This window comes from Corallococcus terminator, from assembly GCF_003611635.1.
Lineage (GTDB): Bacteria > Myxococcota > Myxococcia > Myxococcales > Myxococcaceae > Corallococcus > Corallococcus terminator.
The window spans coordinates 1-23,508 of the sequence record NZ_RAVZ01000070.1; the positions used below are offsets into that span (position 1 = coordinate 1).

Consider the following 23,508-nt stretch of genomic DNA (forward strand, 5'->3'; position numbering starts at 1 on the left):
CGCCTATATAGGGGGCCCGCCGCCCCCATTCCGGCCAGCCCGGGCCGTCCACGAGGGTGCGCGCCGCACGTCGTCCCAGAGGAGTTTCCGGTCCATGGCGTCCCTTCGAGACATCCGCAAGCGCATCCGCTCGGTGAAGAACACGCGGCAGATCACCAAGGCGATGAAGATGGTCTCCGCCGCGAAGCTGCGAAAGGCGCAGGAAGCCATCCTCGCCGCGCGCCCCTACGCGCAGACCCTGGACCAGATCATCTCCGAGCTGGCCGTGCGCTCCGCCGACCAGGAGCTGGCGCACCCGCTGCTGGCCTCCCGCCCGGTCCGCCGCGTGGAGCTGCTGCTGCTCACGTCCGACCGTGGCCTCGCCGGCGGCTTCAACTCCAACGTCATCCGCCGCGCCAACCGCTTCCTGTACGAGAACACCAACCTCCAGGTGCGCGTCTCGACGGTGGGCCGCAAGGGCAACGACTTCTTCCGCAACCGCGGCCAGTCCATCCGCAAGGACTTCGCCGGCCTGTACGCGGGGCTCAACTACCGCTCCGCCGCCAACGTCGCCGAGGAGCTGACGGCCGCGTTCCTCAATGACGAAGTAGACGCCGTCTACGTCGTCTACAACGAGTTCGTCTCCGCCATGACCCAGAACGTCATCGTGGCCCAACTGCTGCCCCTGCAGCCGGCCGCGACGAAGGCCACCACCCCGGCTCCCACGCCGGAGACGGTCGCCGCCGCGCCCGCGATGGTGGACTTCAAGTACGAGCCCTCCCGTCAGGCCGTGCTGGACCGGCTGGTGCCCCAGGCCGTCAACATCAAGGTCTACCGGGCGCTGCTGGAGAGCGTGGCCAGCGAGCAGGGCGCGCGCATGAGCGCCATGGAGAACGCGACCAACAACGCCACGGACATGATCTCCAGCTACACCCTGCTCTACAACCGCACCCGTCAGGCGGTCATCACCAAGGAGCTGATGGAGATCGTCTCCGGCGCCGAGGCCCTCAAGTAGTCCGCCTCCCCGTTCCGATCCGTTGGACCCCACAAGGGCCCCGCTCGCGCCTCCCATGGCGCGGGTCGGGCCCTTTGTCGTTCCTCCTGCCCGGAAGGCAGGCGGGGAAGAAGGTTTCGACGGGGGACTGGCGTCGGGGACACCGCTCCGCTAAGCGGGACTTACGCGCGCGGACCCGGGAGGCTTGACCCTGCCGGGGGGCCCCCGGTAAAGGGGGCGCGCCCACCCCTTTTCTTGGGGTCGATTTCCTGATGGGCGGCGGCGTCCCGGCCGCTCGCCATACGAGACAAGGCAGAGGATTCCATGAGCGCTCAAGTTCCGACGACTGGCAAGGTCACGCAGGTTCTCGGCCCCGTGGTCGACGTGGAGTTCCCGCCCGGCGGGCTCCCGGAAATCTACGTGGCCCTGAAGATCACCAACCCCAACGTGAGCGCCGAGCAGGACAACCTGACGGTGGAAGTCGCGCAGCACCTGGGTGAGAACACCGTGCGCTGCATCGCGATGGACTCCACGGAGGGTCTGGGCCGCGGCATGCAGGTGCGCAACACGGGCGCCCCCATCCAGGTGCCGGTGGGCAAGGCCACCCTGGGCCGCATCATGAACGTCACCGGCGATCCGGTGGACGAGATGGGCCCCGTGAAGGCCACCGAGTACTGGCCCATCCACCGCGCGCCCCCGGCGTTCACGGACATGGACGTGCGCGTGCAGATGTTCGAGACCGGCATCAAGGTCATCGACCTGCTCGCCCCCTACACCCGAGGCGGGAAGATCGGCCTGTTCGGCGGCGCCGGCGTGGGCAAGACGGTGCTCCTGCAGGAGCTCATCCGCAACGTGGCCGTGGAGCGCGGTGGCTTCTCCGTGTTCGCCGGCGTCGGTGAGCGCACCCGCGAAGGCAACGACCTGTACCACGAGATGCAGGAGACGAACGTCATCCAGACCAGCAACCTGGAGGCCAGCCAGGCCGTCCTCGTCTACGGCCAGATGAACGAGCCGCCCGGCGCCCGCGCCCGCGTCGCCCTCTCCGCGCTCACCATGGCCGAGTACTTCCGCGACGTGGAGGGCCGTGACGTGCTCCTCTTCGTGGACAACATCTTCCGCTTCACCCAGGCCGGCTCGGAAGTGTCCGCCCTCCTGGGCCGCATCCCCAGCGCCGTGGGTTACCAGCCCACGCTCGCCACGGAGATGGGCGGCCTGCAGGAGCGCATCACCTCCACCAACAAGGGCTCCATCACGTCCGTGCAGGCCATCTACGTGCCCGCCGACGACCTGACGGACCCCGCGCCCGCCACCGCGTTCGCCCACCTGGACGCGACCACGGTGCTCAACCGCTCCATCGCGGAGCTCGCCATCTTCCCGGCCGTGGATCCGCTGGACTCCACCAGCCGCATCCTGTCCGCGGACGTGCTCGGCGCGGAGCACTACGCCGTCGCCCGCCGCGTCCAGGGCATCCTGCAGCGCTACAAGGAGCTCCAGGACATCATCGCCATCCTCGGCATGGACGAGCTGTCGGAAGAGGACAAGCTGGCCGTGGCGCGCGCCCGGAAGATCCAGAAGTTCCTGTCGCAGCCGTTCTTCGTCGCGAAGGTCTTCACGGGCAAGGACGGCCGCTACGTGAAGCTGGCGGACACCATCCGCGGCTTCAAGGAGATCGCGGAAGGCAAGCACGACGACATCCCGGAGGGCGCCTTCTACATGGCGGGCGACATCAACGAGGTCGTGGAGAACGCCCGCAAGATGGCGGCGGCTTAAGCGCTGACCCGGGCCACCCCATGCGCCTGACCGCCGCGCTCGCCCTGATGCTCTGCTGTGTCGCGCCCTCCGCCCTGGCGGAGGAGCGTGGCAGCCGGGCGCGGGTGAGCGCGAACGGGCTCTACAGCGTGCGCACGGTGGACACGGGCGTGGGCACCTGCCGGCTGGAGATGCTCAAGGAGAACGGGCCCCTCTGGTCGGCGGACGTGTGCGTGGGGACGGTGGACGACCTGTACTTCGCGTCCAATGACGGGGAGAAGGTCTGGGTGCTCTACCCGCTGGTGGAGAAGGGCAAGCCGCCCGCCGGCAAGAAGAAGCGGGGCGCGGGCCTGTCCTGGGCGCGGGTGATGGTGGCGGCCCAGTTCGACCGCGCCGGTCAGAAGCTCCAGGAGAAGCGGCTGACGGAGATGATGACGACGAAGCAGCTCTCCGAGGTGCGGCAGATGACGCACCACCTGAAGTGGCTGGAAGGCACGCTGGGCATCCCGGGCAAGGGCCCCCGCCTGACGGACGCCGGGGTGTTGGAGTTCGAGCCGGTGGGCGTGAAGACCCAGCGGCTGACTTTCTGATGCGGTAGCACGAGGACGTTCATGGCCAAGCTGACTGTCGAGATCGTCACCCCCGAGAAGCGCATCCTGACCGTGCAGGCCGACGAGGCCATCGTGCCGGGCGGCGAGGGCCTGTTCGGCGTGCGGCCGGGCCACACGCCGTTCCTGTCGCTGGTGGAGCCGGGCACGCTGACCCTCATCGAGGGTGGCCGTCAGGACCGGTACTTCATCGCCGGCGGCTTCGTGGAGGTGAGCAACGACAAGGTGCTGGTGCTGGCGGACGCCGCCGAGCACATCACCGGCATCGACGTCGCGGGCGCCCGTCGCCGTCTGGCGGAGTCCGAGGCGCGCCTCAAGGACCTCAACAGCGCGGACGCGCGCTACGCGCTGGAGCAGGCCTCCGTGCGCCGCGAGGCCGCGCGCATCACCGCCAGCGAGAACCGCTAAAGACGTTCCGCCGCGCCCTGCTTGTAGGGCGCGTGAAGCACCTGGTTTGAACGCGAAGAGGGTGGAGCACCGAAGCCCCGTGACACCGGGGGACGGCGCTTCACCCTTTCTGCGTTTCTGGTGCCGGGCGCATGATGCGGGCCCGCCATGAGCCCTCCTGTCGCCCCCGTCCTGGAGCTGTTCCACCGCATCGCGGATCCACCGTCCGCGACCGCGCGCCTCTTCGTCACCGACCACGCGCTGGAAGACCGCGTGCGCTTCCGCAACCTCACCTACGCGGAGGTGGAGGCGGACTGGCGCGAGCGCGGGGGCCACACGTCCCCGGCGCTCTGGGACGGCACGCGGCTGTACCAGGGCGCGGAGGCGGTGGTGGCGCGGCTGCTCGCGGTGGTCAACCTGGGCCGCGACGATTCGTGAGCGCGTTCGCGCGGACGATTCGTGCGCGCGGTGCTGATCGACGCGAAGTCGCTCGCGTCAAGGTGAACACCTGAGCCCGTGGGCGCTTCACGCGCACGGCGCCTTGCGCACCCACGCGCGGCCACCCGTGCGTCCCTTTCGGTTCATGCGCAGCATCCGGAGTTGGACACGGAAGGGGGCTCGCGTACGTCATCGGGGGCACCTGCTTGCTGAAACGCGGCGGGATGCGATAGCTACCGCGCCCCCGGTTGCGCCGCGTTGACGGCGGAGGAGGCAGAAAGTGTCGACGCGCGCGGTGCAATTCGGCGGGAGGCTTCCTGTCCATCGCTTCACCGAACCCGCTTCGTGCACGTCAAGGCCCCATGATGAAAACGCTGTCGCTTCGCGCGCCCTCGCAGCGTTCATCTCGGTGCTCGTCCTTGCCTGAGGCTCGGGTAATCTCCGCCCCTCCGATGCCGCTGACCCCCGCAGATCGCCAGGACCGGTTTCATGCGGCGTTTCTGGGGCTCGCCATCGGCGACGCGCTCGGCTTTCCGCTCCGGGGCGTTCCTCCGGCCAGCCTGTCGCGCCTGCCCGGGCTCGCGGAGGACTTCGCGCCCCGCCCGCGCGGCAAGTTCGCCAAGGGCCAGTTCAGCGACGACACGCAGCTTCTGCTCGCCGCCGCGGAGAGCGTCATCCGCGAGGGCAAGGTGGATGGCCGCAGCGCCGCGGCGCACCTGGCGTGGCTGTGGCAGGAGGGCATCATCCTCCAGCCGCCGCGCAGCCTCTCCGAATCGCTCCAGCGGCTCGCGGGTGGTACGCCGTGGATGAGCGCGGGCGCGCCGCTGGGCACGCGCTGCCCGTCCGTGCTGAGCCGCGCGCTGGTGGTGGGCCTGTTCGAGAGCGGCCAGCGCGCGCGCCTGCCGCACGACGCGGGCGTGCTCACGGTCATCACGCACAAGGACCCCATCTGCGCGGCCGCCGCGGCCGCGTTCGCGCAGGCGGTGGCGCTGGGCATGGAGGAGGAGGCCCTCACGCCTTCGGCCTTCTGTGACGCCCTGGCGCTGGCCGCTGCGGTGCACGACAAGGCGCTGGCGGAGGAGATCCGCCACCTGCCGCGCCTGCTCACCTGGGACACCACGCGCGCGCTCAACCAGCTTCGCAAGGTGGGCGTGCCCCCCAGCGAACTGAAGGGCGTGGACGGCCTGCCGGCCCACGTGGTGCCGGTGCTGCTCACCTCGCTGTACGCGACGCTGAAGGTGCCGCACGACTTCCGCGAGGCCGTCGTCCTCACGCTGCGCTGCGGTGGCGAGGCGGACGTGGCCGCGGCCCTCACCGGGGCGCTGCTGGGTGCGCACCTGGGCACGCGCGCGCTGCCGGCCCGCCTGCGCAAGCAGGTGCTGTACGCGGAGAACCTGGTGGACACCGCGGACCGGCTGTTCCGGGCCCGCCAGGTGCGCGAGACGCTGGCCACGGCGATCGCCCACCAGAAGACCCGCCGCTAGCGTCCGTCCCGTGCCTGGAAGCCCGCTCCTCCCTTCCGGGCGGGGGCACCAGGCAGGCAGACGAACGAAGGTGGGGTGTGCGTCGGGACTTCTCCCGCCCACCCTTCCTGACCACCTTGTGGGCAGAACAGGGGCGGACGGGACGCCGATCAGGCGTCCGCTGCTGTCTTTCCCTGGGCCCACCAAGTGGAGGCACGGTCGTGGACCTCGAATCGGAACGTCTGGAGCGCACCCAGTTGGAGACGCTCTCCACCTCGGAGCTCATCCGGCATGCCCTGTCGGAAACCCGCCTGCTCGTGAAGGCGGAGGTGATGCACGCGAAGAAGGAGCTGAAGCAGGAGCTCCGGGCCGCCAAGACCGCGGGCATCCTCCTGGGAGCCGGGGCCGTGCTGGCCCTCACGTCGCTGGCGGTGCTCTTCGTCGCCCTGGGCCTGGCCATCCCCGTGGTCGCCGCCCTGGGCGTGGCCATCGTGGGCGTGGTGCTGCTGGCGGTGGCGGGCCTGCTGCTGTTCCTGGGCTCCAAGCGGGTGCCCAAGCAGGCGATGCCCCACACCCAGGAGCGTCTGAAGGCGGACTTCAGGCTGACACGGGAGACGCTGCAATGAGCCAGGCACCCGAATCCGACATCCAGGTCGCCGACCACGCCATCACCCGCCGCATGGGCGACCGGGAGCAGGTGGAGCAGACCGCGGACCGCATCCGCGACGAGCTGCTGCTGACGCTGGAGGAGCTGGACCGCCGGCGCCACCGCGCCACCGACGTGCGCTACCACCTGAACCAGAACCGCGACCTGCTCGTCACCGTGGGCGCCGCCGCGCTGGTGGTGGTGGGCGCGGGCGTGGGGTTCGCCATCTACCGCGCCCGGCACCATGACGACCGCGTGCGCCGCCAGCGCCGCCAGGCCCTGTCGCGGGCGTGGGAGCATCCGGAGCGGGTGGCCACCAGCGTGGAGGACAAGCCCCTGGGGGCGGAGCTGGGACGCAAGCTGGTGATGATCTTCGCCACCACGCTCGCCACCGCCGTGGCCCGCAACTCCATGCAGTCCCTGGTGCCCTCCCGGGCCATCGCCAAGGTGCCTGCGGACGCTGATAAGAAATAGTGAATGCGCAGAATGCGCGCATAAAGCAGACTGATGTTCATGACGGACCTGCTCTATGCGCGTGCGCAGATGGGGCTGTCGCTCGCGTTCCACATCGTGTTCGCGGCGGCCGGCGTGGCGTTGCCGGTGCTGATGGTGCTGAGCGACTGGAAGCACCGGCGGACGGGGGACAACGACTACCGCAAGCTCAGCGAGAAGCTGGCCAAGGGCACCGCCATCCTGTTCGCGGTGGGCGCGGTGAGCGGCACGGTGCTGTCGTTCGAACTGGGACTGCTGTGGCCTGAGTTCATGGGCCGCTACGGGGAAGTGATTGGCCTGCCCTTCAGTCTGGAGGGCGTGGCCTTCTTCACCGAGGCCATCTTCCTGGGCATCTACCTGTACGGCCGCGAGCGGGTGTCGCCGAACCTGCACCTGTTCAGCGGCGTGATGGTGGCGGTGAGCGGCGCGGCCAGCGCGTTCTTCGTCACGCTGGTGAACACGTTCATGAACAACCCGTCCGGCTTCACGGCCACGCCCGCGGGGCCCGTGGACGTGCAGCCGCTGGTGGCGATGTTCAGCCCCGGCTGGCAGTACCAGACGGCGCACGTGCTGCTCTCCTGCTACCAGGCCAGCGCGTTCGCCATGGCGGGCATCCACGCCTTCATCCTGCTCAAGCACCCGGGGGCGGCCTTCCACAAGAAGGCGCTGTCCGTCGCGCTGCCGCTCGCGTGTATCACCGCGCTCCTGCAACCGCTGGTGGGGGACCTGTCCGCCAAGCACGTGGCGAAGGCGCAGCCGGTGAAGCTGGCCGCGATGGAGGGGCACTTCCACACGGAGGTGGGCGCCCCGCTGCTGCTGGGAGGCCTGCCGGACGTGGAGACGCGCACCGTCCCGGGCTCCATCGGCGTGCCCAAGGGGCTCTCCATCCTGGCGTTCGGGGATCCGGACGCGGAGGTGAAGGGGCTGAACGAATTCCCGCGTGACACCTGGCCGCCGGTGGCGAAGGTGCACGTGGCCTTCCAGGTGATGGTGGGTACGGGCAGCCTGATGGCGCTGCTCGCGCTGGTGACGCTGTGGCGCAGGTGGCGGGGCCGCGAGTGGCCGCACGGGCGGGGGCTGATGCGGGCGTGGCTGTTCGCGGGGCCGCTGGGGCTGGTGGCGCTGGAGGCGGGGTGGCTCGTCACCGAGTGGGGCCGGCAGCCATGGATCGTCCGCGGCGTGATGCGCACCAGTGAAGCGGTGACGCCGGTGCCGCACCTGGCCGCGCCGTTCTTCACCTTCACGGCGGTGTACCTGTTCCTCGGGGTGACGGTGCTCTTCGTGCTCTGGCGGCAGGTGGCGGGCACGCTGCCCGGCGCGGCGGACGGGAAGGTGGCCCATGGCCACTGAGCTGGAGTTCGAGGTGCCCGGAGCGGCGGGAAGCGAGGTGGCCCATGCCGATTGAAGAGGTGCTGGGGTTCGCGGTGGCGGGCACGTTCGTGCTGTACGCACTCCTGGGCGGAGCGGACTTCGGCGGCGGGGTGTGGGACCTGCTGGCGCTGGGGCCACGCAAGGCGGAGCAGCGGGCGCTCATCGCCCGCGCCATCGGGCCGGTGTGGGAGGTGAACCATGTCTGGCTCATCGTCGGACTGGTGCTGCTGTTCAGCGGCTTTCCGCGCGCCTTCGCGGCGCTGAGCGTGGCGCTGCACGTGCCCCTGACGCTGCTGGTGCTGGGCATCGTGTTCCGGGGGACGGCATTCACCTTCCGGGCCTACGACACGCGAGGCGACGCGGTGGAGCGGCGGTGGGGCGTGGTCTTCAGCGTGGCGAGCGTGGTCGCACCGCTGCTGTTGGGCATGTGCGTGGGCGCGGTGGCCAGCGACGCCATCCGCATGCAGGGGCACGCGGTGGTGAGCGGCTTCTTCGCGTCGTGGCTGTCCCCCTTCGCGGTGTCGGTGGGCGTGCTGACGCTGGGGCTCTTCGCGTTCCTGGCGGCGGTGTACCTCACGCACGAGGCGCACACGCCCCAACTGGCGGAGGACTTCCGGCGCCGGGCGTTGGTGACGGGCGGGCTCCTGTTCCCGCTGGCCCTGGCGGTGCTGCTGCTGTCGAAAGAAGGCGCGCCCCGGGTGTGGACCGGGCTGTCGCAGACGCCATTCGCGCTGGCGCTGCACGTGGGCACGGCGGTGGCGGCGGTGGTGGCCTTCGCGCTCCTGTGGACGCGGCGCTTCCGGGCCGCGCGGGTGGCGGCGGCCACGCAAGCGGGGCTCATCGTGCTGGGGTGGGCGGTGTCCCAGGCGCCGTACCTCGTGTACCCGGGCTTGACGTTGCGAAGCGCGGCGGCGTCGCCGGTGGTGATGCGGCTGTTGCTGGTCGCGCTCGCGGTGGGGGCGGTGACGGTGGTGCCGTCGATGGTGCTCCTGTTCCGCGTCTTCCGGCCCCAGCCTCCGGGGACCGCGTCCGGAGCTCAGGAGACGACGGCTACTTGAGCACGGGGAAGAGGGGCGGGTGGACGACGCGGGGCTTCTCGTCGCCCTGGGACACGAGGACGCGGGCGCCTTCGAGCAGGTCCTCGGCGTCCAGTGCCTCCACCACGGTGCGCGCGGCCATCTCCGGATCCATCACGCGGCAGTGCACGCGCATGAAGCCGCCTTCCGTCTCGCCGCCCTCCACCTCACCGTTGCCCGTCCAGCCGAGCGCGTCCGTGAGCAGCTCCTCCACGGCGTTGCGCTGCTCGAAGTCGTGGCCGCTGCCCTTGCCCTGCACGGCGTACTCCACCAGGAGCACGGCCATGGCCTCGGGCTCGGGCTCGTCGTAGCCGGCGTCTACCAGGGACTCGGCTTCCTGGGCGATGACCATGTCGGGGTCCTCGTCGGGAGGCACGGGGACGGCCTTCTGTTCGCCGCCATCGCCCACGGGGCCCCAGTGCACGGTGACGACGCCCTCGTGCTCCCAGGCCTCCCAGTAGCGCAGGGTGTCGCCGTCCTTCTTGTAGAGCTTCAGCAAGCCAGTGGCCTCATGCGCGCGGACTCTACCGTCAGGCGGCCCTGGCGCGTCCTAGAAGGCACGGCCCTGGCCCCCATCCACGGGGAGGGTGGAGCCGGTGACCCACTTCGCCCGCTCGGAGCACAGGAAGGCGACCACGTCCGCCACCTCCTCCGGCGTGCCGAAGCGGCCCCAGGGAATCTGCTCGCGCACCATGCGGGCCACGGCTTCGGGGTCCAATTGCTGGCGTTTGTCCCAGCTCCCCCCGGGGAAGAAGATGGAGCCGGGGGCGACGGCGTTGACGCGGATGCGGTGGGGGGCCAGGTCCACCGCCATCTCCTTGGTCAGCGCGATGAGGGCCGCCTTGGCCGCGCTGTAGGGCGCGCTGGTGGCGTACTCGCGGCCGAAGATGGAGCTCAGGTGGACGATGCTGCCGCCCCCGCGCGCGCGCATCACCGTCAGTGCGCGCTGGCTGCACCACACGGCGGACATCAGGTTGCGCTGGAGCACGTCCGCCCATTGTTCGGAGCTGGCCGCGTCGAAGGCGCCCGCGCCGCCGCTGCCGCCCACGTTGTTGACCAGGATGTCCAGCGAGCCAAAGGCGCGCACCGCCGCGTCCACCGCGGACTGGGCCCCCTCGGGGGTCGCCACGTCCGCGACCACCGTGGCCACCTGCGCGCCCTCGGAGCGCAGCGCCTTGGCGACCGCCTCCACGGGCTCCAGGTTCCGAGCGCACACGCACACCCGGGCGCCCTCGCGCGACAACACCGTGGCGATGGCCCGTCCGATGCCCCGGCTGCTGCCGGTGACGAGTGCGGTTTTTCCCGTGATTCCGAGTTCCATGGAGCCCCTTCTACCGCTGGAGCGGGGCGCATGGGGCACGGGTTTACGGGGGGCGGTCGAGATCCGAACGGAAGGGATTAGAGGCGCTCGAAGAGGTCCAGGCGCCAGGTGCCGTCCATCTCTCCGCGCAGGTGGCGCAGGGACTTGGGGGAGAGGCGGCGGAAGGAGTCATGCACGTCGTGGCCGTTGAGGCGCATGTCGCGGCTCTGGCCGGTCCAGTGGATGAGGCACAGGTGCCCGCCCGGCTCCAGGTGTTCGAGGATGCGCTGCTGCGCGCGCTCCAATTCCTGCGGGCTCCAATGGCAGGCGCGTTCGGACACGAGGGTGAGGTCGAATCGTTGGTCTGGGTATTCGTCCGGCACGGCCATCACCTGGAAGCGCACGTGGGGCAGGTGGCGACAGCGGTGGATGGCGCGGGCCTGGGCCAGCCGGGACACCTCCACGGAGAGCAGGGCGTCACATCTCGCCTGGAGCTTCTCGGTGAGAACGCCGATGGCGCCGCCAATCTCGAAGGCGGAGCGGTAGCGGGCGCGGGGCAGCGCATCCAGGGTGACCGCGTCACGGCTGCGCACGGAGCCGAGCGCGTCGAAGCGCCACGGGTCTTCTGTCTCCTGGAGTGATGGGGCGGCGGGCGGGACGAGGAGGGGCGCGGACCGCGACGTCTTCATCAGGGGGGCTCCGGTGGATCGCGAACCCGGAGGATGGGGACGTCGCGGGCCTGCTACATCCCGTCCGTGGAGGCCCGGGGATGTGTCGGCCGTGCACACCGGTGCGAGGCTTCATCCGCTGGAGGACGGCCCGGGACTCCAGGGCAGGCGGGACGTCAGGAGGTCAGCGATCAGGCCAGGAGTCCGGCTGGCAGGACCAGGGAAGCGTCTCCTTGCGGCGATCGCAGTGGTAGCCCTCGGCGCACGGATTGGGTCCGTTCGGGTCGCAGGCCTGGAGGCAGTGATAGCGGTCGCAGACCTTGCCCTCCGCGCAGGTGGGGTTGGGGCTCTTGTCGGAACAGCGCTCGACGCACTCCGCCCAGACCTTGCCGGGGAATCGCGCATCTGGGGAGACTTGGCATTTGCGTCCCTCGGGACAGGGCGTCTCCAGGCAATTGGGGCCGTAGATCTTCGCGCAGGTGGAGGTCCCACCCTCAGAGGAGATGCAGTGTTGGCCGTCGGGACATCCCCGTGTCTCGCACGTGGGCAGGCACGAAGGCCCCGGATTCACATCCGCGCAGAAGAACCCTTCTGGACAGGTATTGGGTTCGTTGAGCGTGCAGGCGCGGGCACAGAAACCACCCTCGCCCGAGCAGCGAAGGTCCGCGGTGCAAGCAGACTGCGAGTTCCTGGGGAGGTCCCAGCAATGCTCCCCCTCCAGGCGCGGTCCGATGGGGGCACAGAGTTTGACCCGTGGCCCTCCATTGATGGTGCTCAGCGTGCTGCACCGCTGTCCCTCGGGACACTGCACGTCGGTCATGCAGTTGCTGTCAGTGCAGTAGTGTCCGAACCGGACGTCGAAGAAGCAGCCCAGCGGGTGCTCACAGTCGCTCTGCTTCGAGCAGGAGCGGTGGTACGTCAGCAGTCGCGTGTGGTCCTCGATGCCGAGGATGGGGATGAGCCGTGCCTGCCCTGGTACCTCAAGGGTGTCTGACTCCCTCAGTCGCCCCAGGACGAAGAGAAGCGGGGTGATCAACGCGAGGCAGCCGAGAAGGCTCACCAGTGCCTGCCACGTTCGCGTCATTCGCATGCCTCGATGCACTCGTCACTCTGCTCGCGCCCGTTGGAGCAATAACGCCTGAAGGCATCTGAAGCGCAGCCCTCCTCCGGTACCTGCTCTTCCGCATCCCGATGCACCGCCCGGTCCGCGAGTCCTCCCCGCCGGTGCACCTCCGGACACGCGCTCAAGCAGCCCATGACGCACAGCCACACTCCCACGGAATGCGCGCGCGCCCAGCTCAATCCCTGCACAGCCCCGGCGAGGCCCTGTCCCATGACGGCCCAGGCTATCCGCCGCCCGGGCCCGTCAAGCATTGCCCCGCCGGGCAATCACAGTGTCCGCTACCCCGCCTGGAAACGGGCTTCCGCGGGGCGCTCGCCACCAGAGCGCTTCACGCCGTGGTCACCGTTGGCGGCCAGGTGCTCCAGCAGCTTGAACACCGTCTCCGCCTCGTCCGCGGCGCCGATGTCCTGGGCCAACTGATCCGCCGAGCGCGCCTCCGCCTTCGCCGACTGCAACTTCGTCAGCAGCTTGCCCTGCAACTCCAGCACGCGGCCCGCGGCCTTCTTGCCCGCCTCCACGCCCGGCTGGTGATAGGCATTGATGTTCACGAGGCTGGCGTAGAGCCCCACCGCCCGCTCGTACAAGGCAATCAACGCTCCCACCGTGCGCGCGCTCACGTCCTGCACGGTGAGCGTCATCGACTCGCGGCCCTTCTCGAACAGCGCCCGGCGCGTGCCCAGGAAGAAGCCCAGCAGGTAGTCGCCGCTGGTGTTGTCACCCTCCACCGCCATGGACTTGCCGTCGCGGTCCTTCAGCACCTCCACGAAGGTGACGAAGAAGTTGTTCACGCCCTCGCGAAGCTGCTGCACGTACGCGTGCTGGTCCGTGGAGCCCTTGTTGCCGTAGACGGCGATGCCCTGGTTCACCACCTTGCCGTCCAGGCTCAATTCCTTGCCCAGCGACTCCATCACGAGCTGCTGGAGGTACTTGGACATCAGCATCAGCCGGTCCTTGTACGGCAGGATGACCATGTCCTTGGTGCCCTTGCCGCCGCCCGCGTGGAACCACATCAGCGCGAGCAGCGCCGCCGGGTTCTTCGCCACGTCGTGCACCCGCGTCACCGCGTCCATGTCCTTCGCGCCCGCGAGGAAGCCCTCCACGTCCAGCCCCTGCAACCGCGCCGGCACCAGGCCCACCGCCGACATGATGGACGTGCGGCCGCCAACCCAGTCCCACATGGGGAAGGTGCGCAGCCAGTGGTGCTTCTTCGCGTACTGGTCCAACTCGCTGCCGTCGCCCGTCACCGCGACCGCGTGCGCGCCGAAGTCCAGGCCGCGCTGCTGGTACGCGCGCTCCGTCTCCAGCATGCCGTTGCGCGTCTCCTTGGTGCCGCCCGACTTGCTGATGACCACCGTGAGCGTCTCCGACAGCCGCTCACCCAGGGCCCCCAGCGTCCGGTCCATCCCGTCCGGGTCCGTGTTGTCCAGGAAATGCACCTGCATCGGGTCCCGGTGCGAACCCAGCGCGTCCGCGACCAACTGCGGCCCCAGCGCCGACCCGCCAATGCCCACCAGCAGCACCTGCGTGAACTTCGCCGCCTTCGCGGGCTTCACCTTGCCCGCGTGCACGTCCCGCGCGAACGCCGCCACCGCGTCCTGCATGGCGGTGATGTCGGTCTTCAGCCCGGCTTCCGGCGACAGCTCCGGCGCGCGCAGCCAGTAGTGGCCCACGCGGCGCTTCTCGTCCGGGTTCGCGATGGCGCCCTTCTCCAGCGCATCCATGGCCTGGAACGCCGCGTCCGTGCGCGCGCGCATCCCGTCCAGGAAGTCCGCGCCGAAGTTCATGCGGGAGATGTCCAGCGTGAGCCCCACCGAGGGGACGACGCACAGGTGCCGCTGGTACCGCTCCCACAACTCGCGCTCCGTCATGACCCGACTCCTTGCTTGGGAGAGGCGCCCGCCTTCACGCGCGGGGCCTGGAAATCATCACCTCCCACCGTAGCAAGGCCCGCACGGCACGGACGCAACGATGTCGTGCTCCACGTTGCCTGGACGTCGCTTCGCTTGCGCCCCCTGTCGTCCGGGAGGCGCTTGCGCACTCAAGGCGCCGGGTGCGCCGCTTCCACGGGCGGAGGGGCCTCCGGGGGCAATGCCCCCTGGGGCTTCCATGCCGGGTTGCGGAAGACATACGACAGCCGCTGGCTCAGGGGCCCCGGCCGGGCGGCGTCCCGGACGATGTTGCCGTACTCGTGGAACGCGATGCGCACCGGGTTGTACGTGGTGAGGTTCTTCACCAGCCCGTAGATGGGGCGCTCGACCTCCGGGGTGAAGGTGCCGAAGAGCCGGTCCCAGATGATCAGGATGCCCGCGTAGTTCGTGTCCAGGTAGACGGTGTTGGACGCGTGGTGCGCGCGGTGGTGCGAGGGCGTGTTGAACAGCCACTCGAACGGACGCGGCATCCGGTGGATGGCCTCCGTGTGGATCCAATACTGGTACAGCAGGCTCACGGCCTGCTGCGTGACGATCATCGCCGGGGAGAAGCCCATCAGCGCGAGCGGCGCCCAGAACACCCAGCCCGTCATCGGCGTCCACGTCTGCCGCAGCGCCGTGGACAGGTTGTAGTGCTGGCTGGAGTGGTGCACCACGTGCGAGGCCCAGAAGAAGCGGCTCTCATGATGGACGCGGTGGAAGGCGTAGTAGCAGAGGTCCTCCAGGAAGAAGAGCAGCACCCAGGCCACCAGTCCGGAGCCCATGCGCAGCGGCGTCAGGTGGTAGAGCGCCGCGTAGCCCGCGAAGGCCACGCCCTTCCAGCCCACGCCCACCACCACGCTGCCCAGGCCCATGGAGAGGCTGGCCACCGTGTCCTTCCAGGTGTGGCCCTTGACGCTGTCGCCCCCTTCGGCGCGCAGCTTCTTCACCCACAGGGCCTCGGCGATGACGGTGAGGACGAACACCGGGATGGCCGGGGTGATGAGGTCGGGGATGTGCGCCGTGTCCATGAAAGACCTCCTGCTGTTTCAACCGCTCAGGCTTTGGGGGCGAAGGCGACGCGCATGAAGCGCGCCAGGGTGTCCAGCATGCGGCGGTGCGCCGGGTCCGACGGGCGGGCCGCGCCGCCCACCGCCGCGCCCTGAACCGCGTCCAGGGCCAGCTCCACCACGTCGTCGAAGTCCGGGTGCGTGGCGGCCACGTCCGGGAACAATTCACGCGCCACGTGGTGCAGGTTCCTGCGGTGCGGCCCGTCCACCGCGGCCAGCGCCCGCTGCAACTCCGGGTCGGTGCGCGCCGCGACGTACAGCTCGATGGCCGCCTGCAATTCCGGCCGCTGGTAGACGGCCCACAACATGTCCACCGCCGCGCCCACCCGGTCCTTGCCGGAGGGCCGCGCGCCCACGCCCGCCAGGAAGTCCTGGATGATGCGCGGGAAGAGGTGCTCCACCGCCACCGCGAGCAATTCCTCCTTCGTGTCGAAGTGCGTGAAGAGCGCCCCTTGGGACACGCCCGCCCGCTTCGCCACCGCCACCGTCGTCAGCCGCGCGTAGCCCTGCTCCACCAGCGTCTCCAGGGTCGCGTCCAGCAGCTTGCGCCGCGTCGTCTCCCGGCGCTCCGCCTGCGTACGGCGCACCCCCGGCACGGCGCGGACGACGGCCGTCCTGGGAGCGGGCCTGGAGCGGGGGGCGGACTTCGGGGGCATACGGTGAAGGATAGTCCGCAACTTAAAAAGTGACCAGTCACTTTGTGTGACGGGGCTTCCACGTGTCGGATGCCGCACGGGGGCTTGTCGCTGATCCACGCGGGCGGGGTGTTCCAGGCCTGCTGGCTGGGCGGGGGAGCGTTCGAGCGTCTGTCTTTGCGACCGTCATGCTGGCAGGGATTGGGGCGGGACCCTTCCAGAGGGCCCGGGCCCGCCAACCGGGCAGGCGACGAGGCAGGCGCTCCCATGCTTCAGGCCGGTTTCTCCTCTGTGATGTGGTCAAGGGTCGGCCCCTTGAGACGGAGCGGGGCGCAGCTCGGCTGCTAGTGATCCGTTCGGGATTGAGCGAAAATCGGTGGGAAATACCGCAAGCCCTTGCACCGGTTGTCCGCCCGCCCCGATATGACCATTACCGCTCTTCTCGTCGGCTCCCTCCTCGCTTCGGCTCCCTCCGTCCCCCCCAAGGCCCAGGCCGCCTCGAATGTCGTCGCCGAGGTGGCTGTGCCCTTCGCGTGTGGTCGCATCTACACGGTGAGTCAGGGCCACGAAACGGGCAGTCACCAGCACAACGACACGTTCGCGTGGGATTTCCGGATGCCGGAAGGCACGCCCATCGTGGCGGCGCATGACGGGACCGTCCGCATGGCGCGTGGCGACAGCAAGCAGGGCGGATGTGGCGAGCAGTTCGCGCCGCTGGCCAACTATGTCGTCATCTCCCACGGCGACGGGCTGGAGACGCAGTACCTGCACTTCAGCGCCGTGGTGGTGAAGCCCGGTGAGCGCGTGAAGGAGGGCCAGCTCATCGGCTTCTCCGGCGCGACGGGCTGGGCGTGCGGCGCGCACCTGCACTTCAAGGTCGCCAAGGAGCAGGGCTCCGGGTGGAACAACCCCTCCGTGCCCGCGCGCATCGTGGGCTTCGGGGATCCGGTGCGCGACACGCTGGTGTCGGCGCCGTTGTGCAAGGACTCCGCTCAGCCGATGATGGCGTCCAACGGGGGCGTCCACACGCCGGGCCAGGCGGTGGTGTCCATGTCACCGCCCGTCGCGGGTTCGATCCAGGATGCGTCGCGCGGCCTGCCGCCCGGGGCCAAGGCCATTCTCGACGGCCTCTCCCAGCCTCCCGCCCAGGGCGGCGAGGGACTCGACAAAGCGAGCCCGTCCCGCTCTCCCAGCATGGCGAGCGGCTCCGACGAGACTCGCTGACGCGATCAGCGCTCCGGCGCCCGCGAGCAGTCCGAAGAAGGCCCCCGCGTTGAGGAAGTACTCCAACGGCAACAGGGGGCCTTCCACGTAGCCCCGCACCACGCGGTACCCGACGTGCCCCAGCAGCGCGAGCAGGGGCAGGTTGATGAGCGGCAACACCAGCCACCGGGCCGTGCGCCACCAGCGGGCCACGGCCTCCGCGACGGCGGTGGAGGCCGTGTAGCGCCAGGCCCCCGCGCGGGCCAGGCGCAGTTCCGAAAGCATCGTCTCCACGTCCGGCACGCCCAGGGTCTCCGCTTCCAGCCCCTGCGCGCGCGCCACGCTGCGCGCTTCGGCCAGGGCGGTGCGTGCGGCGGACTCGGCGAGGAAGTCGTCCTCGAAGGGCTCCACCACCGCGACCTCCGCGGCGCGTGCGCGCGTGCGGTCCCTCACGGCGTCCACCACCGTGGAGGCCGCCGCCACCGCGAGCCCCGCGGGCAGGCTGCGCCGGGCCACCAGCGCGCCGGCGCCCATGCCGGAAGCGCCCCACAACGACAGTCGCAGCCCCCACGCGGCGGGCCCCCAGAAGCGGCCCGCGGCCTGACGGCGCACCTCGGAAGCAAGGTGCCCGTGGGCCAGGCCCAGCCGCGCGTCGAAGTCGCCCTGAAGTGCTTCCGCCGCGCGCGCGAGGCCCGCGTCGAGCGCGGTGCGCGTCCTGCCGAGCAGCGCGTCCGTTTCCGTGAGGGCGGTCTGCACGGTGGAGGAGAACTCCTCCAGGGCGCCCAGGGCGTTGGTGTGGCGCACGCGCGCGGCGACGGCCTGGGTGGCGAGTCCCCGCAGGTGGAAGAGGAGCGGGCCGAACTCACCGGACACGTCCTGACCGTCCTTCGCGGCGCGGGCGCTGATGGCGAAGACGGGGACATCCTCGGCGGCGAGCCCATGGTGCTGGGTGGCGACGCGGCGGATTTGGGACTTCAGCGCCTCGCGTGATTCGGCGGAGAGCTCGTCGGCGAAGTTGAGGATGAAGACGAGCGCGCGGCGGCGGGCGAACTCGTTGAGGAACTCCACCTGGGAGGCCTCCGCGACGCTGCCCCGGTGCATGACGACAAGGGCCACGTCGGCCTTGTCCAGCGCGGCGCGGGCGACATCGCGGTGCGTGGTGGCCACGCTGTTGAGGTCCGGCGTGTCGATGAAGACCTGTCCGCTCCACAGGCCCTGGGGGCCGGGCGTGTAGCGCACGACGCGCGCGCCGGTGCGGGACAGCTCCTCCACGGGCGTGCCTTCGGGCGCGAAGAGGGTGGACGCGGTGCTGGTGGGACGGTCCACGCCCTCGCGTGACAGGGACTGCCCCGCGAGCGCGTTGAGCAGGGTGGACTTGCCCGCGCCGGTGGCGCCGACGAGCGCGACGATGAGCGGTGCGTCCCGGCGGGCGACGCCACGGGCGTAGTCCTCCAGCAGGCGCTCCAGGCGCGGGCCGTGCGGTTGGAGCGCGGGCAGCGACAGCGCGTCGGTGAGCAGCGGGCGGAGGGCGTCGGGGTCGGGAAGGCGGGTGTCGTCCACGGAGGGCGCAGCGTGGCGTGACCGGGGCGCGCTGGCTACCGCGATGAAGGGGGACGGTGCGCCAGCGTGCATTCTTCCGGGGCGTGGGCGTGCCCCGCCAGACGCCTCTCGGGTGATTCGACGCCGCTCCTGGACGAGGTGTTCACATCGAAGGGCGGGTCATTCAGGTGTCTGGTGGAAGCCAATGCAGTCGTACGTATGTCGCGGGTCATTGATAGACGTAAGGGCCGTGTACCCCCGGGGAGGGATGGACAGGCAATGTGGCTGACTGTCAGCCTTGAAATCACTTCGGTATGGAATGAACGCGTCGTGAGTGGAGCGTCAGGTGAGGGTGTTTCGACTCATGGTCTGGGCGATGACCTTCGGATGTGCTGCCACCACGCCCGAGCCTCGGGCGCAGGAACGTGGCACTCCGGTCCATGCGGATGCTGCCTGCAAGGAATTGCCCTCCGTCGAAGCCTGCCAGGAGACGGCGGAGTCCATCCAGGACGACCGGTTGCGCGCGTGTGTCGCGCAGCAGTGTTCCCGGATCCAGGTGCGATGCAATGCGATGACGGAAGCTCTGTGCGCAGCACACGACCGGCGTCGGCCTTCGGGCCGGAAGGTGCTCGGCATCTCGAGCATCGGTTCCTGCGAGGCCCCGAACCGGCTCATCGTCTGGTGTTCGCGCCAGTTCAAGGATCCCCGGCGTGCGGCGCGCTGCGCGGAGGATGCGTTCGTCCATGAACTCGCCCATTCCTGCGGCTTCCGTCACGATGAGGACGCCTTGCAGGAAGGACAGATGCACGACCTGGGTGTGCCAGGGCACGATGGTTCCTTGAGAAACTGCCCGGTCCAGGAAGGAGGCTCGCGATGAAGGCGTGGACCCTCATGGTGTCAGGGACCGGCGTGCTCCTGCTGGCAAGCGCCTGCGCACGCTTCCAGAAGCCACTCCCGCCTTCAGAGCCGCCCCTCCTGGCCTTGGAGCACGTCCTCTATGACGGGCACACTGTCTCCGGACGGGCCCTCATTGGCGCGCGAAGTCCCACCATCCTCGACCGACGCCTCATCGAGAATGTCTCCCTGGGCGTCGACCGCGTCACCGACTGCGCGACTGGCGCGGCGTTCCCCACGCTGGTCGCGGACGTCCTCCCCGAGCCCGCGGACCGCGACGACCTGATGACCTTGAATGAGGGGGAATGGTTCGGCAGGGACGTCTCCTTCGTCGTCTTCGCGGAGCCGTTCACCCCACCCGAAGGGCCCGCGTGCATCGAGCTGACCCTGTCACTCCAACTGACCGGCTCGAGGCCGGTCGCCTTGCGCCTCAAGGCCGAGCGTGCCGCCGAGGCGCAGGGGAAGGACGGTGGTGCGGCCATGCCTGGCGGGGAAGGTGTCCCACCGCCACGCCAGGAGCCCTGAGCCCCCAAGGACAGTGGGTGATGCGCCAGCGTGCATCACCGAGCCCTGGTAGCGTGCGCCGGGACATGAATGCCTGTGCATCCCGAGTCATCCGTCTGTCGTTGCTGCTGATGCTCCCGTGGACGGGGGGCGGCTGCGCCTCCATCGCCGCGAGCGTGCGAGGGCCCGAAGGCGAAATCACCGAGAAGGCCCGGCGGCTCTGCGAACTCGGTCTGCTGTCCAGGCCCGACCTGTCCCTCTTCCCGGCGGACATGCGTCCTGAGGACTCCATCCGGCCCGAGGATCTGGCCTACCTCCAGGCCCATCCGGAGTTTCCACCGTCCTCGCCGCCTCCGTCCCAGCCCCTGCGCTGCGAGCTCAAGAGCCCTCCCAACACCGATGACGGTTTCGCCACCGTGCAGGTGAAGCTCCGGCCCGGAGCGGAAGCCGACGGGCCCACCGCGGAGTTCCCCGTGAACTTCGTGCGGACGTCGGCGGGGTGGCGTCTGGCCTACTGGTTCGCGGAGGAGGGGGCGGTCTCTCCTCAGATGGCCGCCGCGCAGGTGCCCTTCTTCTCCGAGCCCATGACCAAGCCGAAGAAGCTGTCGGGTGAGGACCTCTCCTATACGCAGGAGGCCGTCGAGAAGCGCATCCAGGGGCACATGGCCATCCGCTGCGTCATCACCCGCGAAGGAAGCGTCATCAACTGCCACTCCCTGAAGAGCCTGCCCCTCATGACCCCGGTGGCCCTCAAGATGCTCTGGGGCAGCCGCTTCGCGCCCGCGACCCTCGACGGCAAGCCCATCGCCGTGCGGTACATGTTCCACTTCAAGCTGAAGACCACCTTCCGCCCGTGACGGGCCCGGGCCCCTGAAAACAGGACGCCGGGCGGAAGCACGGTGGCCTCCGCCCGGCGTCTGTCTTCTGAACTGGAAGCGATTACAGCGAGTTGACGAACTTCAGCAGCGCGTTGCGGTCCGCCGTGCTGAGGTTGATGAAGGCCTGCTTGGAGGCCTCACCCTCGCCGCCGTGCCACAGGATGGCCTCGGTGACGTTGCGCGCGCGGCCGTCGTGCAGGAAGCCCTCGCCGCCGCTGACGCCCGACGTGAGACCGATGCCCCAGAGGGGCGCGGTGCGCCACTCAGCGCCGGACGCCTGACCCTCGGGCAGGTTGTCCGCGAGGCCCGTGCCCATGTCGTGCAGCAGCAGGTCCGTGTACGGGTGGATGGTCTGGCTGCGGAACTCCGTCATCGCGCTGTACTGGCTGGTGGTCAGCGTGGCCGCGTGGCACTTCGCGCAGCCCGCGTTGTTGAACACCGTCTCACCCTGCATCGCCTGCGCGTCGCTGTGGTCGCGGCGCGCCGGCACGCCCAGCAGGGCGATGTAGCGGGTGTGCTTGTCCAGGTCCGCGTCGCTCAGCTCCGCGCTGGTGCCCGTGCAGCCCTGCTGCGACGTGCCGCAGTCCTGCGTCTTGAACACATTCGACGTCACGCCCATGTCGCTGTTGAACGCCTCGGCGACCTGGTGCTTCACGCGCGCCGTGCCCGCCTTCCAACCGAAGCGGCCCATGCGCGTGACGCCCGTCTCCGGGTCCCGCACCGTCTGCATGCGGCCGGAGATGCCGTCGCCGTTGGCGTCGTTCGCATCCGCCAGACCCGCCACCTGCGACTCCGGCACCGCCTCCAGCAGGCCCATGCCGACGAGCTGCGGTGTGATGCGCGCGGAGAAGTTCGTCGGCGTCACGTTGACGAAGCTGTAGGTCGGCTTGCGCAACTGGTACGCCGTGCCGTCCCTCAGCGTGCCGCTGGTGTTCGTCCAGCCGCTGATGCGCACGTCCGCCTCCGGCGTGCCGCTGACCGCGCGCGGCTGCAGGCGGAAGCCCAGCATGGGGTCCGCCGTCACCGTGCTGCCATTCACCTTGCCCACCTTCACCACGTAGTTGGTGAGCGTGGTGTTGGTCGTGGAGGGCGCCAGGCCCCGGCCGTTCTGCTTGTGGCACTCGACACAGGAGGACGCGACGTGGTTGTTGCCCAGCTTGTTCAGCTGCTGCGTGAAGACCGGGTTGTCCGGCTCCGAGTGCGTGCCGTCCTTGAAGTTCGTGTGGTGCAGGCGGCGGCCCTCGACGAAGGGCTGCGCGTTCACCGGCGCGAGGTTCGTGGCCATCTGCAGGAAGCGGTTGTCCGGCTCGTTGGAGAACGGCGTGTGCAGCGTGCCACGACCGCCCTGCCACGCCTTCTCCGGCAGCGCGAAGGAGTCACGGATGGCGCCCTGGCCCTCGAAGGGCACGAGGCCGCCCTGGCCCACGATGTAGAGCATGCCCGAGGAGTAGTAGTTGAAGCGGCCTTCCACCGGCGCCTGGAGGAACACGCCAATCTCCAGCTCCATCCGGTCACCGATGCGGATGGCGCGGCCTTCCTTGGCGTTGAAGTTCACCGAGGCCGTGTGCTTGTAGTCGCTCACCTTCACGAAGTCCGCGTTGTGGAAGTACTCCGCCACCGTGTTCAGGCCGCGGAAGAACGCGCGGAAGTCAGGGCTGTCGTACGGGTAGATGGAGTACAGGTTGACGGTGACCTGACTGCCGCCCTTGGCCACCTCGTCCACGATTTCAACCCAGTGGGTGCGCTTCTCGAAGTACAGCCGCAGGTAGTGGTCGTAGGCCTGGTACATGTCCTCGCGCATGTGACGGTCGCGAACGCGGTCGCCGATGCGGGTGATGATGGCCGTGGACGTCGTCTCGACGGTGGCCGGCTCCAGCGCGGTCGCGCTGGTGAACAGCGGCACCACGGGACCCGCGTCGCCATTGGGGGGAGGACCCGCGTCCGGCGTGCCGGTGCCGGCGTCCGGCGTGCCGGTGCCCGCGTCCACGGGCGGGTTGGTGCCACCCGTATGCGTGTAGCGGACCCAGGCCGTGTCACGCGCACAGGCGCACGACACATCCCAGTACGTGAAGTTGTAATCAATGAAGTTGCCGGTGGCGAGGCCCGTCACCGTGTACTGGTTGCGGCCGCCCGTCACCGCCATGCGGATGTTGAGCTGCTGCCCGTTGTTCAGCTTGTAGTGGATGTCTGCCCAATCCGTCGTGTCGACGTAGAAGATGGCGGACGAACCAGAAGGGGTGACGCCTGATGTGGCGGCTTCGGAATCAACCGCCAGACAACTGGCGGCCAGGAACGCGAGCACGATTCCCGTGAGTCTGCTGCGGCTCATGGATGGGGACTCCAGTGGGGTGGAATGGAGCGTGGGACGGCGAGCGCTGCGAAGGGGACTTCGTAGCTTGTCCGAAGAAAGTCGGGATTCATTCCCGCCGCAAGGTGGGAGCCCGGAGAATTCAACTAAGGCGTGATAACTGATAAATAAGCGAAAATGATGTATTCCTTGACGCGCCGTGTTGTCCTGGGTTGACGCGTCGTGTTGATAGGGATTGCCGCGCTGCGGCGGGGGTGGTGTGCACGGGCGCGAGCC

General features: G+C 69.5%; 21 protein-coding genes and 1 pseudogene. 14 read left to right on the forward strand and 8 right to left on the reverse strand.

The window, feature by feature from the left end; translation table 11 throughout:
• Nucleotides 1-94 precede the first annotated feature (94 nt).
• From atpG to D7V88_RS12965, 10 genes are all read left to right on the forward strand, one after another.
• On the forward strand, nt 95-994 hold the full coding sequence (gene atpG / locus D7V88_RS12920; protein WP_120540942.1) for an ATP synthase F1 subunit gamma: 900 nt from the start codon (nt 95-97) through the stop codon (nt 992-994).
• Between the two features lie 303 nt (nt 995-1,297).
• Entirely contained in the window at nt 1,298-2,743 is a 1,446-nt protein-coding gene (gene atpD, locus D7V88_RS12925; protein WP_120540943.1) for a F0F1 ATP synthase subunit beta, read from the forward strand.
• A 20-nt stretch (nt 2,744-2,763) separates the two neighbouring features.
• Nucleotides 2,764-3,312 carry a hypothetical protein gene (locus D7V88_RS12930; RefSeq protein ID WP_120540944.1) on the forward strand — a complete coding sequence of 183 codons (549 nt, stop codon included), beginning with the start codon at nt 2,764-2,766 and terminating at the stop codon, nt 3,310-3,312.
• 21 nt (nt 3,313-3,333) lie between these two features.
• Complete coding sequence (locus tag D7V88_RS12935; RefSeq protein ID WP_120540945.1) at nt 3,334-3,738, forward strand: F0F1 ATP synthase subunit epsilon; 405 nt, start codon at nt 3,334-3,336, stop codon at nt 3,736-3,738.
• 147 nt (nt 3,739-3,885) lie between these two features.
• The gene (locus tag D7V88_RS12940) at nt 3,886-4,155 is read left to right on the forward strand and encodes a hypothetical protein (protein WP_120540946.1); all 270 of its coding nucleotides are present in this window, start codon (nt 3,886-3,888) and stop codon (nt 4,153-4,155) included.
• 452 nt (nt 4,156-4,607) lie between these two features.
• Nucleotides 4,608-5,639, forward strand: a complete 1,032-nt coding sequence (locus D7V88_RS12945; RefSeq protein ID WP_120540947.1) for an ADP-ribosylglycohydrolase family protein — start codon at nt 4,608-4,610, stop codon at nt 5,637-5,639.
• Between the two features lie 200 nt (nt 5,640-5,839).
• A complete protein-coding gene (locus tag D7V88_RS12950; RefSeq protein WP_120540948.1) occupies nt 5,840-6,244 on the forward strand; it encodes a phage holin family protein in 405 nt (134 codons plus the stop codon).
• The gene (locus tag D7V88_RS12955; protein WP_120540949.1) at nt 6,241-6,738 is read left to right on the forward strand and encodes a hypothetical protein; all 498 of its coding nucleotides are present in this window, start codon (nt 6,241-6,243) and stop codon (nt 6,736-6,738) included. Before D7V88_RS12950 ends, D7V88_RS12955 begins: the two co-directional genes overlap by 4 nt.
• 39 nt (nt 6,739-6,777) lie before the next feature.
• Nucleotides 6,778-8,106, forward strand: a complete 1,329-nt coding sequence (locus tag D7V88_RS12960) for a cytochrome ubiquinol oxidase subunit I (protein ID WP_279636023.1) — start codon at nt 6,778-6,780, stop codon at nt 8,104-8,106.
• A 44-nt stretch (nt 8,107-8,150) separates the two neighbouring features.
• The gene (locus D7V88_RS12965) at nt 8,151-9,185 is read left to right on the forward strand and encodes a cytochrome d ubiquinol oxidase subunit II (protein ID WP_120540951.1); all 1,035 of its coding nucleotides are present in this window, start codon (nt 8,151-8,153) and stop codon (nt 9,183-9,185) included.
• Here the strand turns inward: D7V88_RS12965 and D7V88_RS12970 are convergent.
• The 6 genes from D7V88_RS12970 to D7V88_RS13000 all read right to left on the reverse strand — a co-directional run bounded on the left by D7V88_RS12970 (nt 9,178) and on the right by D7V88_RS13000 (nt 15,927).
• Entirely contained in the window at nt 9,178-9,702 is a 525-nt protein-coding gene (locus tag D7V88_RS12970; protein ID WP_120540952.1) for a hypothetical protein, read from the reverse strand. The genes D7V88_RS12965 and D7V88_RS12970 overlap by 8 nt on opposite strands.
• A 51-nt stretch (nt 9,703-9,753) precedes the next feature.
• A complete protein-coding gene (locus D7V88_RS12975; RefSeq protein WP_120540953.1) occupies nt 9,754-10,524 on the reverse strand; it encodes an SDR family NAD(P)-dependent oxidoreductase in 771 nt (256 codons plus the stop codon).
• Nucleotides 10,525-10,601: 77 nt separating this feature from the next.
• A complete protein-coding gene (locus D7V88_RS12980) occupies nt 10,602-11,192 on the reverse strand; it encodes a class I SAM-dependent methyltransferase (protein ID WP_120540954.1) in 591 nt (196 codons plus the stop codon).
• Between the two features lie 1,380 nt (nt 11,193-12,572).
• Entirely contained in the window at nt 12,573-14,162 is a 1,590-nt protein-coding gene (locus D7V88_RS12990) for a glucose-6-phosphate isomerase (protein WP_120540955.1), read from the reverse strand.
• Nucleotides 14,163-14,332: 170 nt separating this feature from the next.
• Nucleotides 14,333-15,232, reverse strand: a complete 900-nt coding sequence (locus D7V88_RS12995; protein ID WP_120540956.1) for a sterol desaturase family protein — start codon at nt 15,230-15,232, stop codon at nt 14,333-14,335.
• A 26-nt stretch (nt 15,233-15,258) separates the two neighbouring features.
• Entirely contained in the window at nt 15,259-15,927 is a 669-nt protein-coding gene (locus D7V88_RS13000; protein WP_120540957.1) for a TetR/AcrR family transcriptional regulator, read from the reverse strand.
• A 642-nt stretch (nt 15,928-16,569) separates the two neighbouring features.
• Here D7V88_RS13000 and D7V88_RS45485 point away from each other — a divergent pair.
• Nucleotides 16,570-16,734, forward strand: a pseudogene (locus tag D7V88_RS45485) (M23 family metallopeptidase); the annotation flags it as partial.
• A gap of 225 nt (nt 16,735-16,959) precedes the next feature.
• Here D7V88_RS45485 and D7V88_RS13010 read toward each other — a convergent pair.
• Nucleotides 16,960-18,669 (reverse strand): GTPase, encoded by a 1,710-nt coding sequence (locus tag D7V88_RS13010; RefSeq protein WP_120540970.1) that lies wholly within the window; start codon nt 18,667-18,669, stop codon nt 16,960-16,962.
• 313 nt (nt 18,670-18,982) lie between these two features.
• On the opposite strand from D7V88_RS13010, the gene D7V88_RS13015 reads away from it, so the two are divergent.
• From D7V88_RS13015 to D7V88_RS13020, 3 genes are read left to right on the forward strand one after another with little or no spacing between them, the layout of a single operon-like run.
• Nucleotides 18,983-19,525 (forward strand): hypothetical protein, encoded by a 543-nt coding sequence (locus D7V88_RS13015; RefSeq protein WP_147448712.1) that lies wholly within the window; start codon nt 18,983-18,985, stop codon nt 19,523-19,525.
• Nucleotides 19,522-20,067, forward strand: a complete 546-nt coding sequence (locus D7V88_RS43005; protein ID WP_158625076.1) for a hypothetical protein — start codon at nt 19,522-19,524, stop codon at nt 20,065-20,067. The genes D7V88_RS13015 and D7V88_RS43005 overlap by 4 nt, the downstream gene beginning before the upstream one ends.
• A gap of 20 nt (nt 20,068-20,087) precedes the next feature.
• The gene (locus D7V88_RS13020) at nt 20,088-20,903 is read left to right on the forward strand and encodes an energy transducer TonB (protein WP_158625077.1); all 816 of its coding nucleotides are present in this window, start codon (nt 20,088-20,090) and stop codon (nt 20,901-20,903) included.
• An 82-nt stretch (nt 20,904-20,985) separates the two neighbouring features.
• Here D7V88_RS13020 and D7V88_RS13025 read toward each other — a convergent pair whose 3' ends face one another.
• Nucleotides 20,986-23,253, reverse strand: coding sequence for a di-heme oxidoreductase family protein (locus tag D7V88_RS13025; RefSeq protein ID WP_120540960.1), 2,268 nt, complete (start codon nt 23,251-23,253; stop codon nt 20,986-20,988).
• Nucleotides 23,254-23,508: the final 255 nt, after the last annotated feature.